The sequence below is a fragment of the Alteromonas sp. KUL150 genome (genome assembly GCF_009811475.1).
GTDB lineage: Bacteria > Pseudomonadota > Gammaproteobacteria > Enterobacterales > Alteromonadaceae > Alteromonas > Alteromonas gracilis.
In genome coordinates this window covers 99651-116203 of record NZ_BLIJ01000065.1, presented here as the reverse complement: position 1 = coordinate 116203, position 16553 = coordinate 99651, and the positions used below count along the sequence as shown (strand labels likewise).

The following is a 16553-nucleotide window of genomic DNA, read 5'->3' as shown; positions in this document are numbered from 1 at the left end:
CCTCTTTTTATTGTGCGCTCAGCATCTCTGCAACCCTATCAGATAAGGTATCAAAGCTGACTGTAACTTGTTCTTGGCCGTCGCGTAGCGGTTTTACCCCTACTTCGCGAGACTGCATTTCGTCATTACCTAAAAGCAGCGCCAAACGTGCACCTGTTTTATCTGCACGCTTTAATTGTTTTTTAAAGTTGCCGCCGCCACAGTGCATCATAATGCGCACGTTTGGAAGCCGATTGCGAAGGTGTTCAGCAACTTCTATGGCATAAGACTGTGCGTCATCGCCCATTGCCGTCACGTAAACGTCAGCAAAGCTTGAATCTTGGCCTTCTTCTGTAAGCGTGGTCAGCAACAGTACCAAACGTTCTATACCCATGGCAAAGCCAACCGCTGGTGTTGCTTTACCGCCTAACTGTTCAACCAAGCCATCGTAGCGACCACCTGCACACACGGTGCCTTGGGCGCCTAGGCTATCGGTAACCCATTCGAACACAGTACGGTTGTAGTAATCTAGTCCGCGTACTAAACGAGGGTTTATTTCAAATTCAATGCCCGCTTGCGTTAAGCGCGCGCAAAGCGTTTCAAAGTGAACTTTAGATTCTTCATCCAAGTGATCGATAAGAGCTGGCGCATCAGCAATAGCCGCTTGAACTTCTGGGTTCTTAGAATCGAGTACGCGAAGCGGGTTAGTTTCTAGTCGGCGTAATGAATCTTCATCTAGCTGGTCAGCTCTTTCTTTTAAGAACTCCACTAGCGTATCGCGATAGGCTGCTCGCGCTTCGTTTGAGCCTAGGGTATTTATTTGCAGTTTTACATGCTGCTCAATACCGAACGCTTTCCAAAAACGTGCGCTAAGTAGAATAACCTCTAGATCGATGTCCGGGCCATCCATGCCATAGGTTTCCACACCAAACTGGTGGAATTGGCGGTAGCGACCTTTTTGTGGACGTTCGTGGCGGAACATCGGGCCCATATACCACAAACGCTGTTGTTGGTTATACAATAAACCGTGTTCGTTACCTGCACGCACGCAGCTTGCTGTGCCTTCTGGACGAAGCGTCAAGCTGTCGCCATTTCTATCCTCAAAGGTATACATCTCTTTTTCAACGATATCGGTTACTTCGCCGATGGAACGCTTGAATAAGTCGGTGCTTTCAACGATGGGAGTACGTATTTCTTGGTAACCGTAACTCGCCACCACTTGACGAAGTACAGATTCTACCTTTTGCCACGTACCGGAAATCTCCGGTAGGCAGTCATTCATGCCTCGAATTGCCTGAATAGTCTTAGCCACGTGAAATTCTCATACTGCTATATAGTGAAAAGCCCCGCATTATAGGGGCTTTAGGAATAAACAACAATGAACAAAAAACCTCTTAGTCTTTTACCGAGACCTGTATTTTATTTTGCTCACTTATACGCGATGCTTTTGCGCGAATCTTAGCTTCAAGTTTGTCGACCAAATCGTCATTAGGAAGGCGTTCTTTCACACGTTTGCCGTCTTCGTAAAGGCCGCTCATATTGCGCGCACCGGTAAGGCCTAAATCAGACACTTCCGCTTCACCAGGACCATTAACCACACAACCTATGATAGACACATCCATTGGAGTAAGGATGTCTTCCAGTCTTTGTTCAAGGGCATTCACTGTGCCGATTACGTCAAACTCCTGTCTTGAGCAACTCGGGCACGCAATGAAATTGATCCCACGCGAGCGAATGCGTAGTGACTTCAATATATCAAAGCCAACTTTTATTTCTTCTACTGGATCAGCTGCAAGAGACACGCGAATAGTATCGCCTATACCTTCAGCCAATAACATACCAAGCCCTACCGCACTTTTAACCGCGCCCGCCCGTTGACCGCCAGCTTCAGTGATGCCCAGATGAAGAGGTTGATCAATTTTTTGCGCCAACAAACGGTATGCACCTACAGCAAGAAACACATCCGAGGCTTTAACACTTACCTTGAACTGATCGAAGTTAAGCTTGTCGAGAATATCAACGTGACGCATGGCAGATTCAACAAGTGCTTCTGGCGTAGGTTCGCCATACTTTTCTTGTAAATCTTTTTCTAGAGAACCGCCGTTTACACCAATGCGAATAGGAATATTTTTATCTTTCGCACAATCAACAACAGAACGCACCCGTTCCATGTTACCGATATTACCAGGGTTTATACGCAAGCAATCCACGCCGTATTCTGCCACTTTGAGCGCAATACGATAATCGAAGTGGATATCAGCCACGAGCGGCACACTTACCTGCTTTTTAATTTCTTTGAACGCTTCAGCCGCTTCCATGGTGGGAACAGATACGCGAACGATCTCACCACCTACGGCAACAATGCGATTAATTTGATCGACAGTCGCCGCCACGTCAGTGGTGCGAGTATTTGTCATAGACTGAACAGCAATGGGAGCGCCATCGCCAATGGGAACGTTACCTACATTAATACGCGTAGACTTTCTGCGTTTAATAGGACTATCTGCAAACATCTGATTACCTATAAAGGAAGTGCGAACCGAGCTGTTTTACCGTTCTGGTATGAAGAAATATCAACAGTCTCGCCGTTAACTGATATACGCACATTATCCGGTGCGCCGAGCGTAACTTCAACAGGAGGAACACCCTGAATTTCCATCACACGCCCTTTTTGCTTAACCCCGTAGGCTATTGCTTCACCAGACGCGTCTTTTATATTAACCCAGCAATCGTCAACGAAAGTAAAAACCATAGAAATGGGCGCTGCATTACTTTCTGCGGCAATTTCAAGATTAGGCTCAGATTGGCTATTGCTGCTTACTAATGCCGTAAGGTTATTGCTTTCGTTGATGTCCGTATCAGGGGCTGAAATAGCCCCCTCGTTTATACTACCGTCTTGCGCAAATTCATCACTTTCTTCATCAATGACTGGCTCATCAATTGAAGAAGCGTTTGAATTCAACAAATCGTTATTTGTAGAGGTAGATGATGCAGGGTCACTTGATAAATCACTGCCATTTAGCTGAGTTCGATTCGATGCACCACCCTCAGATGTGATAGGTGTATTAGCCGCCTCTCGCTTAACTGCTTCAGTGAGCGGAATGTCTGAAACCGCCTCATCATTTGGCTGCTGATACCACCACATAACCACACCAGCAATGATGAGCAGCAAAATAACATAGGTAACCATCATCCAGCGGTCATCGTGTGTCTGTTTGGCGACACGCTTTGAAAAACTTTGAAGTTTTTCTGAAGATGGGACCGATGTTTGATTGTGATACCGTTCAAATGCCTCAATGACTTCGTGAGAATTCATGCCTAATTGTTTGGCATAGTTTCTCACGTATCCCTTCGTAAACGTCACAGATGACTTTTCGTCAATGACATCGTTTTCTAAATCATTGATTTGTTTTGATTTTAAGAAAAGCTTATCAGCAATATCCTGTTGAGATAAACCCAACTTCTCTCGGCGTGCTTTTAGCATTGCCCCAGGGCTTGGCGTATTTTCTTCTTGTTGCGAAATGACTTCTTGATTCGCGTTTTCTTCTGACACCATTAAACCTTATTCCTCCTGCATATTAGGTGGTACTAACCAAAGCTTCTGACCAGCAATAATAGCGCCAGTATTCTCTAGGTTATTCCACTTCTGCAGTGTCGCCATTCTGATATTGTGCAGTAAAGAAATACGATATAAGTTTTCACCGTCTTTTACTACATGGAATTTATTACTTTGGGCAGATAATTCAGTGTTTTGGTTTGTTTCATTGTCCAACGCGTCGTTCACTTCAGGCGTTTCTTCATTACTGTAAAGTGTAGCCTGTTGATTCGGTTCACTTTCACCGCTACTCGATTCAGCCTGCGACGTTTGCGCTAGACGTTTTCCCTCTGCGTTAACTCCTTCTCCCAAACTTGAACCTTGACCATCACTTGGTTCTGCTTTGGCAGATTTCACCGTTCTAACCACTTTACTTTGCATCGTTTTTCGTTCGGCAAGATAGCGCTGAGTTAATTCGCTCTCGGGATAGACGGCAATCATCATATCACCGTATTCATTAGCAGCTTGGTAATCGCCCTTACCTTTCGCAACTTCATACGCTAGCCATAAATAGTCTGGAGATACTCTCGCTACCCGCTCATATTTACGTAAAGAAGACTCGGCTAGATCCCACTGTTCTGTAATAGTATACAACTCACTTAACAAGAAAAGGGATTTGCCTCGCGCCGGCTGATGATTGAGCGCCTCTTGAAGGTAGCCAATCGCGTCTTCTAATTCGCCTTGGCTTTGTGCACACAGCGCAAGGTTTTCGTAGGTTTGGGCCGCATTTGCATAAAGGCGGTTATTTATGGCTTTAAAGAAATAACGCTTTGCGTCGTCATATTCGCCGTTTTGACATTTAAACGCACCATAGCTATTGGCAATGTCACCATTGTCAGGGGCTATGTCGATAGCGGTTTGATAGAACTCTTCGGCACGACGGTTATCACCAACCAACTGATAATAATAGGCCATAGCAAATTGAACGTCCGCAGAGCGTGGATTGAACTCTAGCGCCTTGTCTAGATTCTTTTTTGCTTGCGTATAGTTATTGTTTTTAAGATAGGTGAGACCCAAAGATGTACGTGTTCGTGCCGCTTCCTCGTGGTCGAAATTACCACTGTACAAGCCCGACTGGCTGTTGCTTACACAGCCAGTCGCTAGTAGAACCGCACTTAAAAAACCAACGCGAAGTGAAGTGCGCAATCCTGCAACCATAGTCTTACCCTAATATCTTAATGATTATTGGGCCATTTTTACTGAAATTGCCTCGCCCTTCACCTGTTTTTTTAACATTCTTTTCGTTCTGTCCACTACATCGCCTACTAATTGACCGCATGCAGCGTCGATATCATCACCTCGAGTTTTACGCACTACGGTGGTAAATCCATATTCCATAAGCACTTTAGCAAACCTATCGATGCGAGAATTGCTCGAACAGGTGTATGGAGAACCTGGGTATGGATTGAAAGGTATTAAGTTTATTTTACTAGGTGTATCTTTCAATACCTTTGCCAGCTGATGAGCTTGCTCAGTGCTGTCGTTGATGTTCGAAAGCATTACGTATTCAACCGTCACACGACCTTGGTTAGCTTTAGACTTGGCAAGGTAACGTCTCACACCCGCTAAGAATGCCTCGATGTTGTACTTTTTATTCACAGGTACAATTTCGTTACGCAACTCGTCCGTTGGCGCATGTAGCGAGATAGCAAGCGCAACGTCAATTTGATCGCCAAGCATATCAAGGGCTGGTACAACACCAGAGGTACTTAACGTAACACGGCGTTTTGACAAACCAAAGCCAAAGTCGTCTAACATGATATCCATTGCTGGCACCACGTTTTTAAGGTTTAACAGCGGCTCGCCCATTCCCATCATCACAACATTCGTAATTGGACGCTTGCTTGTATCCTTAGAAAGCCCAAGGAAGGTCGCAACGCGCCATACCTGACCGATAATTTCGCTTACACTGAGATTACGGTTAAAACCCTGCTGGGCCGTTGAACAGAAAGTACACTCAAGGGCGCAACCCACTTGTGAAGAAACACACAAGGTTGCTCGATCGGTCTCTGGGATCCAAACCGACTCAACCTCTTGACCACCCTCTAAGGTAAGCGCGAATTTAATAGTTCCATCGCTAGCTTCTTGAAAGTATGCAATTTCTGGGGCTTTAATTTCGCAATTTTCGATGAGCATCGCGCGAAGGTTTTTATTGAGGTTACTCATTTCCTCAAAATCGCTTACTCCGTGCTGGTAAATCCATTTCATGACCTGATCGGCACGAAATGGTTTCTCGCCCATTTCTTTAAAGAAACTGCGCAAGCCTTCGCGATTTAGATTTAATAAGTTAGTTTTTGCCATGAATACGATGACCCTTGTACCTTCGAGGGATGCCCCTCTTACTGCTAAAAATGGTGTAAAAATCAGGCAACTTGAGTATCGCTAGAACAGCGAATGGCTGCTGATTAAAATTTGCGCGGATTTTACCACAGATGAGATTTGAGAAAAAGCCGATTTAACGCAGAGTATCGTTAAGTTTGGCTATACTTGAAATGCACAATTTAGCTTACCTGCATGAGAAATACGCAGAGCACATAAAACGCACACCTCCTCTTTTTCAGCGCAAAAAAAACGAGGCGCTGTAGCCTCGTTTCTTTCTACTTACGTAATCTTAGCGAGTACGTGGGCAGATTTCTTCTTCAGAGAAGAAGTATGCGATTTCACGCGCTGCTGATTCTGGAGCGTCAGAACCGTGAACTGCGTTTTCGTCGATTGACGCAGCGTAGTCAGAGCGAAGTGTACCTGCAGCTGCATCAGCTGGGTTCGTTGCACCCATGATTTCACGGTTAGCTAGAACAGCGTTTTCGCCTTCTAGTACTTGAACCATAACTGGACCAGACGTCATGAAGTCTACAAGTGCGCCGAAGAAAGGACGCTCTTTGTGTTCTGCATAGAAGCCTTCTGCTTGCTCTTTGCTCATGTGGATCATCTTAGATGCCACGATGCGAAGACCTGCAGATTCGAAACGGTTGTAAATTGCACCGATAACGTTTTTAGCTACCGCATCAGGCTTGATAATCGAAAAAGTACGCTCAAGAGCCATGTTCTCTCTCCAAACAATTAGTGTATGTATCTTTAAAATTTTGGCCGCGAATTATAGGCAATTAATAACGGCTTGACCAGCGCCTTTTTAAAACAGGCGTAACGTGTTGTTTTTTATTAGGATGTATCGTCAGATTAGCGCATAGGCCATGACAGTTTGATGACAGTGTATACTTTATTTTGCACTGGCAGACATGTAATAGCCATAATATCTTCCCTTAGCAAAGAACCACGATGGAATAACAAAACGCCTATTCAGCCAAGTATCTCAAGTAATTAACGCCTATATAGGTATGGCGTTAACAACTATAAAGTATTAAGCGTTCGCTTTTGCTAACTCTTGGATCTTTCCAACTATCGCGCGCAAACCATTTCCCCTTGTTGGGGTGATATGGCGCTCTAAGTCTAACGCTTCAAAGTAGCCGTCGATATCAAATGCTAGAATATCCTTTGGCGTTTTTTCGTTGTAGGCGGCAAGCACTAACGCAAGCAGGCCTTGAACGATAACGGCGTCGCTGTCTACGTCAAAGTTGATTTTATTGCCATCATAAGACTCAACCAACCAGACACTGCTCTGACAGCCTTTAACTAGGCGGTCTGGTGTTTTTGCATCTTCAGGTAAACCCGGAATAGATTTGCCTAAGTCAATGATGTACTGATAACGCTGTTCCCAATCATCGAAGAACGCTAAATCATCAATAATTTCGTCACTGCTAGGTAGTTGCATTGCTATTTCCGTAATTTTGTAAAGAGAAAATGTGTCGGACGGTAAGTTACCTTAACCGCTTAAAAGAATAAACCCGCCTCAAGCTGAGCTTCTTCGCTCATCATATCGCGTGACCATGCAGGGTCAAATACGAGTTCTACGTTTACATTCTTAACGTGTGGCACCATAGCAACTCGATACTCAACGTCACCAACCAATACCGGCCCCATGCCGCACCCGGGTGCAGTAAGCGTCATATCGATATTTACAGCGCCTGATGCCTGGTCTATCACCACTTTATAAATGAGACCAAGAGACACGAGGTTTATCGGAATTTCGGGGTCATAAATAGTTTCTAAAGCGTCCCACACCTGCTGTTCGCTGATGTTTCCATCTTCGGGGGCGTCAAAGCTCAGCGTCATGGCTTTGCGGCCAATTGCACCAGCATCTGTACCATCAATACGGTACATATTACCGCGCCACGTTACCGTATAGTTACCACCGAGTTCTTGGGTGATATTCACAAACTCGCCTTCAGGGATCACGGTAGGGTTACCCGCAGGAACTAAGCGCGCTTTACAGTCGCGCTCGGTGGTCACCATTTTTTGCTTCATAAACTACTTAGTACTCTTTGTTCTACTGTTGATGGTCTTCATCGCGGCGCTTAGCCTACGTTAAAGCTCTCACCACACCCGCACTCATCAACCACGTTAGGGTTGTTATATTTAATAACGCCGTTTACGCCTTCCGTCACGTAATCAATTTCGGTGTTACGCAAAAGGTCTGTAGCATCTGCAGCAACTGCCACATTCACAATAGGAGAGATTTCCACTATCTCATCACCCGTCTGCGCACTATCAGCAAAATCAAGCACGTAAGCATAACCCGTACAGCCGCTGACTTTTGTTGATAAACGAATTAACTGACCAGGCTTGTCTTTAAGCTTACTTTCGAAATGCTTAACGGCACTGTCAGTTAGCGTAATGAGCTTTGTACTAGGTACGAAAGTTTCAACACTCATAATGCCTCCTTAGGCCAACATCATTTTTGCTTTTTTAAGTGCAGCAAATAGGCTGTCCACTTCTTCAAGCGTGTTATAAATTGAGAACGATGCACGAGCAGTTCCGGGAACACCAAGACGCTTCATTAATGGCTGTGCACAGTTATCGCCTGTACGAATTGCCACGCCTTGCCTGTCTAGAATAAACCCAATATCAGCCGGATGTGCGCCATCAAGTGCGAAGCTGAGGACGCCCACCTTATTAGGGGCCGTTCCTATGATACGCATGCCTTCAAGTGCTTCAGCCTGCTGTGTCGCATAAGCAAGCAGTTTTTGCTCGTGCTCGTGCAAGGCTTTTACATCAAGGCCACTAAACCAATCTACTGCGGCTCCCATGCCAATAGCACCGGCAATGTTAGGCGTGCCTGCTTCCAAACGATTTGGTAACGCTCCCCATGTAGCTTCATGGTACGTGACATCTTTAATCATTTCGCCGCCCACCTGCCACACCGGCCAGGTTTCTAACACGTCTTTTTTACCCCACAGGCAACCGATGCCCGTTGGGCCAAACAATTTGTGACCAGAAAAAGCGTAGAAATCGCAGCCGATATCTTGAACATCAACGCCGCCGTGAGCTATGCCCTGAGCGCCATCAACTAAAACCCATGCGCCAACAGCTTTGGCTTTTTGGGTAAGTAATTTGATAGGGTTAACGGTGCCTAGTGCATTAGAAACATGCGGAAAGGCCACCATCTTGGTGTTTTCAGACAGCAATCGATCAAATGCTTCAACATCAAGTTCTCCGCTATCGAAGATTGGGACAATGTTAAGCGTTGCGCCCGCACGTCGACAGGCCTGCTGCCAAGTAACCAAGTTGGCGTGATGCTCAAGCTCAGTCACCATTACTTCATCGCCTTCGCTCAAAAGCTGCCCTACTCCATTCGCCACTATGTTAATGGCTTCGGTGGTGCCGGCCGTCCAGATCACTTCTTCGCGAACTGTCGCGTTAATAAACTTAGCTACGCTGGTACGTGCATTTTCATAGCGGCGGGTCGCCTCATCCGATAGATGATGCGCGCCACGGTGCACGTTCGCATTCGTCCCTGTATAAAAGTCGACAAGCGCGTCAATCACAGCCTGAGGCTTTTGAGTCGTCGCTGCATTATCAAGATAGACAAGCGGCTTGCCGTCTACCGTTTTAGATAAAATAGGAAACTGGGCACGAAGTGCTGCAACGTCTAAGCTCATTTAACCTCCATTTGGGAAAAACGCTCACTCAAGATGGGCGCTAGCCATTCACGTACCGCCGCATTGGGCACGTCGTTAATAAGCTCTTGAATAAACCCAAAATTAAGCATGACCAACGCTTTACTACGAGAAATCCCGCGGGTTAGCATGTAGTACAGCGCTTCTTCTTCAATCTCGGCAACCGTTGCGCCGTGGGCACATTTAACGTCATCAGCGTAAATTTCAAGCTCTGGCTTCGTATTAATAACGCCACGACGAGATAGCAACAAGTTACGGTTGTTAAGCTCTGCTAACGTTTTCTGTGCATCACGATGAATATGAATACGACCATTAAAGACAGCACGGGCTTTGTCACCTACGATGCCGCGCGCGTTTTCTTCTGTTGTACCGTTTGGCATAGCATGCTCAATGGTTGAGTGAAGATCGAATAACTCACCCTCAGCCAGAAGATAAATGGCGTTCATTTTCGCATCGGCAAATTCGCCAGCGTGATGGATATCAACGTCTAAACGCGATAGCTCACTGCCATACCCCACCATAGTGCTGTTGAGCGTAGTGCGGTTGTGAAGTTTAAAGTGGCTACCACCTAACTGTTTTGCTTTGCCAGTAAACATGGCAAAGCGATAATGCTCTAGATGCGCATCATCAGCTAAATCGTACTCAGCAAACGCGGTTGTTAAGCTTTCGGTATCACCGAAACCTTGTTCAATAACGGTAGCGCGTGCGCCTTCGGCTACTTTAACGACTACGCGGGTATGGGCATCTACATCTTGTGAGGCCATGTTAACGATACGAACTGGCGTATCAATTTTCGCGTTTGCTTCTACGTTTATAAATATACCGTGTTGGCATAATGCATCGTTCACCAAACCAAACATATGACGGGCAGGTTTAACCTGGCCATACACGCTGCTAATGGCCTGCTGTGTTGCGGCATCATCGGTATTAAGTGACGTAATTGTCATGCCAGCTGGTACGTCTAACGTATTAACCTGTGTAACCAAAACGCCATCAACAAAAATCAAGTCTATAGCATTAAGGTTATCTATAGCCGGTACTGGCAGGTTCTCTGCTTGTACAGCTTGTTTTGCTTCACGCTTTTCTACAGGCGTGAGTGGCGTAAAGCGCCAGCTTTCGCTTCTTCGAGCTGGCCAACCGTCGGCTTTTAACTGTGCTAAGGCCTGTTGACGCACGGGCGATAAATAGTCGTCGCGCTGCGCTGTATCAATGACCTGTTCTAGCCATTGACTCATGCCTCAGCCTCCTCGTACGCCTTACCTAGGAATGCGTATCCGCTCTTCTCTACTTCTAGCGCTAATGACGCATCTCCGCTTTTCACGATTTTGCCGTCAGCAAGAATGTGTACAAAGTCAGGCTTAATATAGTCAAGAAGGCGCTGGTAGTGAGTAACAACGATGAAGCTGCGCTCACCGTCGCGTTGGCTGTTTACGCCATCGGCAACAACCTGCAGGGCGTCAACGTCAAGGCCAGAGTCGGATTCGTCAAGAATACAAAGTTTTGGCTCTAGCAAAATCATCTGCATGATTTCGTTGCGCTTTTTCTCACCACCTGAGAAACCTTCGTTTACACCGCGCTTAAGAAAGTCGAGTGGCAGCTGAACTTGCTTACAGGCCTCTTTCGCCTTTTTAAGGAACTCAGCAGCAGTCAGTGGCGCTTCGCCGCGCTCTTCACGCATGGCGTTTACCGACTCTTTCATAAATTCCATGTTGCTAACGCCAGGAATCTCTACTGGGTATTGAAACGCAAGGAAAAGGCCTTCTCGTGCACGCTCTTCAACATCAAGCTCTAGCAAATCTTTACCGTTAAGGGTCGCTTCACCTTCACTTACTTCATAGCCGTCACGTCCAGAGAGCACGTAACCTAGTGTACTTTTACCGGCACCGTTAGGGCCCATGATAGCGTGTACTTCACCAGGTTTAACTTCAAGGTTAAGACCCTTAATGATGTTTTTCTCTTCCACGCTGGCATGTAAATTCTTGATACTAAGCATTGATTACCCCACTGAACCTTCAAGACTAATTTCGAGCAGTTTGCCGGCTTCTACGGCAAATTCCATTGGCAGCTCTTTGAATACTTCTTTACAGAAACCGTTAACAATCATAGAAACGGCTTTCTCTGTGTCTAGACCGCGTTGCTGACACAAGAATAATTGTTCGTCGCTCACCTTCGATGTTGTTGCTTCGTGCTCAACAATGGCCGAAGGGTTACGGCTTTCGATATAAGGGAACGTGTGTGCGCCACACTTGTCGCCGATAAGTAGCGAGTCGCACTCGGTGAAGTTACGTGCACCGTCTGCGCGCGGACCCATTTGAACCAGTCCGCGATAAGCATTGTTGCTGTTACCCGCTGAGATCCCCTTAGAGATGATGGTCGACCTGGTATTTTTACCCACATGGATCATCTTCGTACCGGTATCGGCCTGTTGACGACCGCGTGTTAGCGCGACTGAGTAGAACTCACCCACACTGTTATCGCCTTTAAGTACACAGCTTGGGTACTTCCACGTTACCGCTGAGCCCGTTTCAACCTGCGTCCACGATATTTTCGCGTTGGTATGCGCAATACCGCGTTTCGTTACGAAGTTGTAGATACCGCCTTTACCGTTTTCATCACCCGGGTACCAGTTTTGTACCGTTGAGTATTTGATTTGGGCGTCGTCCATCGCAACTAATTCAACCACCGCAGCGTGCAGCTGGTTTTCGTCGCGCTGCGGTGCAGTACAACCTTCTAGATAGCTTACGTAGCTGCCTTCGTCGGCAACAATCAACGTACGTTCGAACTGACCCGTGTTCATTTCGTTAATACGGAAATAAGTAGAAAGCTCCATTGGGCAGCGTGTGCCTTTTGGAATATAAACGAATGAACCGTCTGTAAATACCGCACTGTTTAGCGCAGCGAAGTAGTTATCCGTGCGCGGAACTACTGAGCCAATGTATTTCTTAACAAGGTCTGGATATTTGTGAACCGCTTCAGAAATCGGACAGAAGATAACGCCCGCTTCTTCAAGTTTCTCGCGATAAGTGGTCACAACAGATACCGAGTCAAATACAGCGTCAACTGCAACACCCGCTAACATTTCTTGTTCGTGTAGCGGTATACCCAGCTTCTCATAGGTACGCAGTAGCTCAGGGTCAACTTCATCTAGCGACTTCGGCTTATCCTTCATACTCTTTGGTGCCGAGTAGTAAGAAATTGATTGATAGTCGATTTTAGGATAGTCAACGTGTGCCCAATCTGGCTCTTCCATTTCGAGCCATGCACGATAAGACTTTAAGCGCCATTCAAGCATCCATTCTGGCTCGTTTTTCATTGCTGATATGCGGCGGATAACCGACTCGTCCAGGCCGCTTTCAAACGTTTCTGATTCGATTTCTGAATAGAAACCCGCATCGTACTTTCTTTCTAACGCCTGTTCGATCTGTTCACTCATGTTGGGATCTCACTTGTTTGCCTGCATTTGCTGCCACTTTGCTTTCCTGACGATTAAATTACCCCACGGTCTTGGTAATTTAAGCACTCACTTTTGTTCGACCTTTAATCTATTAAGCATCTACTCGCTTACCTAAACGGCCGAAACTGCCAGTTACATTGAGGACAGCCTAAAATTTTGGTGCCGTAGTATATAATACCCGACTATTTCACTCAAATATTCAGCCGCTATTTTACAGCGGTAAATACTCTTTTGACGCTACATGTGGCATTTTCGACGCCCCATGGCTATTAATTTTAATTCATAGTCTTCACATGAAGACTCACTCTGAATGGTGATTTACGCGGTAATTGCAGCGCGTAACTTGGTAGTTACGTCAACAACCTTCCTTACTACGTAATCTATGTCATCTTGGGTCGTAAAACGTCCAACGCTAAACCGAATGCCCGCATGGGCAAGTTCGTTGCTTCGGCCGATAGCCTTTAAAACATATGAAGGCTCTAAGCTAGCCGATGTACATGCCGAGCCAGACGATACAGCAATATCGTTCAACCCCATCATTAGGCTTTCACCATCAACACCAGCAAAACTAACATTAAGAATGCCTGCTATACGCTGTGTCGCATGGCCGTTAAGATAAATATCGTCAAGTTGCTGCAAGCCTTGCCAAAGTGAATTTCTAAGCGCGAGTATGCGCGCATTATCATCATCCATCTTCGATACGGCTAAAGAAAGCGCTTCACCCATTCCAACAATTTGATGAGTAGCTAGCGTACCCGAGCGCATGCCCCGTTCGTGCCCGCCACCATGAATTTGTGAAACTAACTTAATTTTAGGACGTCGGCGGACGTAAAGTGCCCCCATTCCTTTCGGACCATACATCTTGTGAGCCGACATCGACAGCAAATCTATGGGTAACTCCGCCAAATCCATTGCAATTTTACCCACGCTTTGCGCTCCATCCACATGAAAAAGGACATCACGCCCGCGGCAAATATCACCAATAGCTTGAATATCTTGAATTACACCTAGCTCATTATTCACGTGCATAACGGACACTAAAATAGTGTCTTCGCGCAGCGCATTTTCTAGATCTGTTAATTTTATCAGCCCGTCTTCTTGTACATTAAGATAAGTAACTTCAAAGCCTTGGCTTTCCAGATACTCGCAAGTGTCTAGGACTGCCTTGTGTTCAGTGGACACGGTAACAATATGCTTACCCTTCTCAGCATATCCCTCGGCTACGCCTTTTATCGCAAGATTATTCGACTCGGTGGCACCTGAGGTAAGTACAATTTCTCTTGGGTCACAGTTGAGGGCGTCGCTTATTTGATTTCTTGCGACATCTACCGCTTCTTCTGCCATCCAGCCAAACCGATAGCTACGAGAGGCTGGATTGCCAAAGTTTCCGTCAAGTGTCAGGCACTTTGCCATTGCCTCGGCAACGAGTGGCTCCACCGGTGTGGTTGCCGCGTAGTCTAAATAAATGGGTGTTGATAAAGCCATGGGTTAGTCAAAACCTACTTAAAGTTGAATACTTACTTCAATGTCACTAGTTATGTGACGCAGGGATGCGTTACTGTCTTGTCGACCAGCCACCTCTTGTACATCCCGCTTTGCCATCAGCTCACCTAACGTGATTGAATTTAAAAACGTAGCGATGCGATCACTTAAATCCTGCCACAAACTATGGGTTAGACAGCGATCGCCGCCTTGACAGTCAGCTTGGCCTTGACAGCGTGTAGCATCGATTGATTCATCCACTGCGCGAATGACTTCACCTATCGCTATCTCGCTGGCTTCACGGCCTAATAAATAACCTCCGCCTGGACCACGAACGCTATCAACTAATTTCTCTTTACGAAGACGAGAAAAAAGCTGTTCTAAATAGGATAAGGAGATTTCTTGTCGTTCTGAAATGTCGGCAAGAGGCACTGGACCACGCTTTGAATGCAAAGCGACGTCAAGCATCGCGGTAACCGCATAGCGCCCTTTAGAAGTGAGTTTCATTGGATTCTCCCGCCGTTTTATAATGACGGAAATTTTCACATACCCGACTAAATTGGTCAAGTATAAAACCTAGTAAAATAGTCAAGTATTTGTGGTTTCCATTCCAAAGCTGGAATGGTTTCTAACGAGTCTGGAATGTCAGCCCATGTATAACCCCAGCTGAACGATGCGTAAATATTCAGTTGGAAAAAGTTTCCAATATCACAGTTCTGGTAAAGCTACTTCATAAGAACTTTACCTGTAATCATTTAGATATCGTATATAATTAGAAAGACCATCGAGATCTGGAAAAATTGTGCCTTGATGAATACCATATTTAACCAGCTTCTCTAAAAAGTACTTCTTCTTCGATGCTGGTATAAGAATTTTCTTAATAGACTCGGACTCTAGCTTCATATTTTTTGTCGGATGTATTGTAAACATGCCAGACTGGGCCGTTACTCGCTTAGTCCCATGTGAAGGAAAGAACGCTACTATATCGTTCAACTTAGTGGGTTCAATTTCTTCTTCTTTCCTAAACTTACCGATGTCATATACATAAATAGCGGCATTATCGGAGCTCAAGCTTTGCACCGCAAAAAAACAAGCCACTAATGGACTAAGGCTCCAATCCAACAACCTAGTTGGAAGTCCATGATGCTGAGCAATAACCATCCATTCAATTTCGTTCACGGGTAAACTATCAAGATGGGCTTTCGCATGGGTTTTAAACACCCACATTAAGTTGTGTTCGCGGACGTCTGCGGACTCTACATCTGCATGTCTAAATAAGGATGGTAGTAATGGGTATTCATGATTTGACACACCACGACATAAGGCAGTTTTGCTGATCCCATCAATCGCCCTATCGAAATCGGAAAAAGATTCTACAACAACTAGGTTGTCGCCTATCTCGTACTGGCTTAAATCAGAAGTTATTTTTTTGGTACTTTCATCAATTAGCGCAAGTAATAAATCGGCAATTATTTCTGCCCTTAACAGCGAACCATATGACTCTGACTGCGATGTGTCGACATAATATCGTTCACACAAATTGTGTAGACTATTGTTTTGCGACGGATGTCTTTCATTGCCTATAAGCAATACGTCAACTACGTCATTATTTAGACTACAACTATTAAGTTTTCTCTCTACCAGAGCGTATTCATTATTTAAAAACGATAAAACAAATCTAGCGTTGTAGGTAACGATCTCATCATTTCTAATGAAATCTTGAAACTCTCGGGCTATGTCTGCAAAAGTTGGTTTGTCAGCCAAAAATTCGTTTGTTATGCCGTGGCGAGATACTCCTACCTCTTCGACAGATCTTTGGGGATTAATATATACGTGATAGCGAAGTCCCGTAAGCTTTTCATCAATCAGCTCTACAGCACCAATTTCTATTACACGATGCCCCAAAGAGAGTTCAGTTCCCGTGGTCTCAATTGATATTACTACCTGTCTCAATAGAAATTCCTTTCACTTAAAATATTTATTACTGAAGCATTATATTGAAACAAGCTTCGTAATGAAAAATACCTGC

16 protein-coding genes are annotated in these 16553 nt (G+C 45.4%); all 16 read right to left on the bottom strand.

The window, feature by feature from the left end; translation table 11 throughout:
- Positions 1 to 7: 7 nt before the first annotated feature.
- Positions 8 to 1291, bottom strand: a complete 1284-nt coding sequence (gene hisS, locus GVO62_RS15460) for a histidine--tRNA ligase (RefSeq protein WP_159119998.1) — start codon at positions 1289 to 1291, stop codon at positions 8 to 10.
- An 82-nt stretch (positions 1292 to 1373) separates the two neighbouring features.
- Positions 1374 to 2492: a flavodoxin-dependent (E)-4-hydroxy-3-methylbut-2-enyl-diphosphate synthase gene (gene ispG, locus GVO62_RS15455; RefSeq protein ID WP_105931646.1), complete on the bottom strand. Its 1119-nt coding sequence runs from the start codon at positions 2490 to 2492 to the stop codon at positions 1374 to 1376.
- Positions 2493 to 2500: 8 nt separating this feature from the next.
- On the bottom strand, positions 2501 to 3535 hold the full coding sequence (locus GVO62_RS15450) for a RodZ domain-containing protein (protein WP_159119997.1): 1035 nt from the start codon (positions 3533 to 3535) through the stop codon (positions 2501 to 2503).
- 6 nt (positions 3536 to 3541) lie between these two features.
- Positions 3542 to 4732 (bottom strand): type IV pilus biogenesis/stability protein PilW, encoded by a 1191-nt coding sequence (pilW, locus tag GVO62_RS15445; protein WP_159119996.1) that lies wholly within the window; start codon positions 4730 to 4732, stop codon positions 3542 to 3544.
- Between the two features lie 24 nt (positions 4733 to 4756).
- On the bottom strand, positions 4757 to 5875 hold the full coding sequence (locus GVO62_RS15440) for a bifunctional tRNA (adenosine(37)-C2)-methyltransferase TrmG/ribosomal RNA large subunit methyltransferase RlmN (RefSeq protein ID WP_159119995.1): 1119 nt from the start codon (positions 5873 to 5875) through the stop codon (positions 4757 to 4759).
- A 310-nt stretch (positions 5876 to 6185) separates the two neighbouring features.
- Positions 6186 to 6617, bottom strand: coding sequence for a nucleoside-diphosphate kinase (ndk, locus tag GVO62_RS15435; protein WP_012519000.1), 432 nt, complete (start codon positions 6615 to 6617; stop codon positions 6186 to 6188).
- A 315-nt stretch (positions 6618 to 6932) separates the two neighbouring features.
- Entirely contained in the window at positions 6933 to 7343 is a 411-nt protein-coding gene (locus GVO62_RS15430) for a SufE family protein (RefSeq protein ID WP_159119994.1), read from the bottom strand.
- Positions 7344 to 7402: 59 nt separating this feature from the next.
- Complete coding sequence (sufT, locus tag GVO62_RS15425) at positions 7403 to 7936, bottom strand: putative Fe-S cluster assembly protein SufT (RefSeq protein WP_105931641.1); 534 nt, start codon at positions 7934 to 7936, stop codon at positions 7403 to 7405.
- 50 nt (positions 7937 to 7986) lie between these two features.
- Positions 7987 to 8343 (bottom strand): HesB/IscA family protein, encoded by a 357-nt coding sequence (locus GVO62_RS15420; protein ID WP_159119993.1) that lies wholly within the window; start codon positions 8341 to 8343, stop codon positions 7987 to 7989.
- A gap of 9 nt (positions 8344 to 8352) precedes the next feature.
- Complete coding sequence (locus GVO62_RS15415; protein ID WP_105931639.1) at positions 8353 to 9570, bottom strand: aminotransferase class V-fold PLP-dependent enzyme; 1218 nt, start codon at positions 9568 to 9570, stop codon at positions 8353 to 8355.
- Positions 9567 to 10823 carry a Fe-S cluster assembly protein SufD gene (gene sufD / locus GVO62_RS15410; RefSeq protein ID WP_159119992.1) on the bottom strand — a complete coding sequence of 419 codons (1257 nt, stop codon included), beginning with the start codon at positions 10821 to 10823 and terminating at the stop codon, positions 9567 to 9569. Before sufD ends, GVO62_RS15415 begins: the two co-directional genes overlap by 4 nt.
- A complete protein-coding gene (sufC, locus tag GVO62_RS15405; protein ID WP_105931637.1) occupies positions 10820 to 11581 on the bottom strand; it encodes a Fe-S cluster assembly ATPase SufC in 762 nt (253 codons plus the stop codon). The genes sufD and sufC overlap by 4 nt, the downstream gene beginning before the upstream one ends.
- 3 nt (positions 11582 to 11584) lie before the next feature.
- The gene (gene sufB, locus GVO62_RS15400; RefSeq protein ID WP_105931636.1) at positions 11585 to 13021 is read right to left on the bottom strand and encodes a Fe-S cluster assembly protein SufB; all 1437 of its coding nucleotides are present in this window, start codon (positions 13019 to 13021) and stop codon (positions 11585 to 11587) included.
- 339 nt (positions 13022 to 13360) lie between these two features.
- The gene (locus GVO62_RS15395) at positions 13361 to 14527 is read right to left on the bottom strand and encodes an IscS subfamily cysteine desulfurase (protein WP_159119991.1); all 1167 of its coding nucleotides are present in this window, start codon (positions 14525 to 14527) and stop codon (positions 13361 to 13363) included.
- Between the two features lie 18 nt (positions 14528 to 14545).
- The gene (gene iscR / locus GVO62_RS15390) at positions 14546 to 15031 is read right to left on the bottom strand and encodes a Fe-S cluster assembly transcriptional regulator IscR (protein ID WP_105931634.1); all 486 of its coding nucleotides are present in this window, start codon (positions 15029 to 15031) and stop codon (positions 14546 to 14548) included.
- A gap of 234 nt (positions 15032 to 15265) precedes the next feature.
- The gene (locus GVO62_RS15385; RefSeq protein ID WP_159119990.1) at positions 15266 to 16477 is read right to left on the bottom strand and encodes an FRG domain-containing protein; all 1212 of its coding nucleotides are present in this window, start codon (positions 16475 to 16477) and stop codon (positions 15266 to 15268) included.
- Positions 16478 to 16553 lie beyond the last annotated feature (76 nt).